We start from the raw sequence: 1,845 nt of genomic DNA, 5'->3' as shown, positions 1-1,845 counted from the left end.
GTTGTTCGAGCTCAAGCCCTGCTACGTGGAGGTGGAGACGGCTAGCCCCCTCAATCTGGGCCGGACGGTGGTGGATCGCTGGGGGCTGAGTGGCCGCCCCGCCAATGTGCAGGTAGCTTTTGGGGTGGATGCCGAGGAGTTTTACCGCCTGCTCACCGAGCGCTTAGGCCGCTATCGGTAGTCGAGGTCGTCAAGGAGGTCGAGGTGAACCCTACCAGCCCAGTCCTAGTTCCCAAGCCGGCGTGGCTCAACCTGCCCACCGCCATCACCTTGCTGCGCCTTGGAGGGATCCCTTTGATTCTGCTGGGGCTGGGCCTGGGATCCCCGCTGGGGCAAGGGCTGGCTTTCTGGGCGTTTTTGCTGGCGGCGGCAACTGATTGGCTGGACGGCCACTTGGCCCGCCGCTATGGGCTGGTGACCGATGTGGGCAAGGTTCTGGATCCCCTGGTGGACAAGCTGCTGGTGCTGGCCCCGCTGCTGAGCCTGCTGGAGCTGGGGCGGATCCCCGCTTGGGGAGTGTTTTTGTTGGTGGGGCGAGAGCTGGCCATCGCCGGCTGGCGGGCCAACCAAAGCCAAATCCGCGGCGCCAATCTCTGGGGCAAAGCCAAGACGGTCGCCCAAATCCTGGCCATCGCCCTGCTGATCCTGAACTGGCCTATCGGGATCCCCTGTTTTTGGGTGGCGGTGGCCCTCACTCTGATCTCGGGGTTGACCTATTTGTACACCGACCATGCCACGCCGGACGCCTCTGCCGGCAAGGAGAGACCCCCTGCCTGATCGCGTCAGCGGGACGGAGTCCTCTCGCGTCAGCGGGACGGAGTCCTCAGACCCCACCCCTGAGCAGCGTATCCTCGGCCTCGACCCGGGGTTGGGGACGGTGGGTTTTGGCTGCATCCTGGCAGGTGCCGGCGGACTTCGCTCCCTGGACTACGGAGTCATCAGCACCCCTGGGGAGCAATCAATCCCGGAACGGCTGCAAACCCTCTACGAGGATCTAAAGGAGCTGCTGCGCCAGTTTCAGCCCCATCAGGTGGGGTTGGAAAAGCTCTTCTTCTACAAAATGGGCAACACCATCCCCATCGCCCAGGCGCGGGGGGTGATCCTACTCGTCCTGGCCCAGTATCATCTGGTGCCGGTGGAGTTCACCCCTGCCCAGGTGAAGCAAAGCCTGACGGGCTACGGGCGCGCTGACAAACAGGCCGTGCAAGCCGCCGTGGCCCGCGAGCTCAATCTGCCCAGCCTGCCCCGCCCCGACGATGCTGCCGATGCCCTGGCCATCGCCATCACCCTTTGGCACCACCGCTTTGCTTAGGAATCGGTCGGTGTGGCTCCGTCGAGATCGCTAAACTAGACTCAGTAGCGCAAAAAGCAAAGCCTTATGCCTTCCTCTTCTGTGGACGTACGTGAGCTACCCCTGTTTCCCCTGCCAGAGGTGGTGTTGTTTCCGGGCCGCCCCCTGCCGCTGCACATTTTCGAGTACCGCTATCGCATGATGATCAACACCATCCTGGAGACGGATCGCCGTTTCGGGGTGCTGATGTTCGATCCCCAGACGGGATCCCCGGTGCGGGTGGGCTGTTGTGCCGAGGTGTTGCAGGTACAGCGGTTGCCGGATGACCGCATGGACATTTTGACCTTGGGGCAGCAGCGCTTCCGGGTGTTGAACTACGTGCGGGAAAAGCCCTTCCGGGTGGGGCTGGTGGAGTGGATTGAGGATGAGCCGACCACTGCGGATTTGCAGGGCTTGGTGCAGCAGGTTTCCACCCTACTTCAGGATGTGGTGCGCCTCTCCGGCAAGCTAATGGAGCGGGAGACGGAGCTGCCGGAGCGACTGCCCACTACCCC

Annotated in this window: 4 protein-coding genes; all 4 read left to right on the top strand. The window is 63.3% G+C overall.

Annotated features, from left to right (window positions below; all coding sequences use genetic code 11):
* A partial coding sequence (locus NW809_RS12315) for a nucleoside hydrolase (protein ID WP_414402272.1) occupies nucleotides 1-181 on the top strand: 181 nt, incomplete at its 5' end.
* A 23-nt stretch (nucleotides 182-204) separates the two neighbouring features.
* A complete protein-coding gene (gene pgsA / locus NW809_RS12310; protein WP_099813062.1) occupies nucleotides 205-777 on the top strand; it encodes a CDP-diacylglycerol--glycerol-3-phosphate 3-phosphatidyltransferase in 573 nt (190 codons plus the stop codon).
* Nucleotides 731-1,312, top strand: coding sequence for a crossover junction endodeoxyribonuclease RuvC (gene ruvC / locus NW809_RS12305; protein WP_414346959.1), 582 nt, complete (start codon nucleotides 731-733; stop codon nucleotides 1,310-1,312). Before pgsA ends, ruvC begins: the two co-directional genes overlap by 47 nt.
* A 66-nt stretch (nucleotides 1,313-1,378) precedes the next feature.
* On the top strand, nucleotides 1,379-1,845 hold a 467-nt coding region (locus tag NW809_RS12300; RefSeq protein ID WP_414402271.1), incomplete at its 3' end, for an LON peptidase substrate-binding domain-containing protein.

It is taken from the genome of Synechococcus sp. WC101 (assembly GCF_047461555.1).
Classification (GTDB): Bacteria; Cyanobacteriota; Cyanobacteriia; order Thermostichales; family Thermostichaceae; genus Thermostichus.
This window is presented reverse-complemented; position numbering and strand designations above follow the sequence as displayed.

What these genes read in the sequence shown, in the direction of transcription:
- ruvC (WP_414346959.1), top strand. Translation starts at nt 731, where the DNA reads ATGCCACGCCGGACGCCTCTGCCGGCAAGGAGAGACCCCCTGCCTGAT.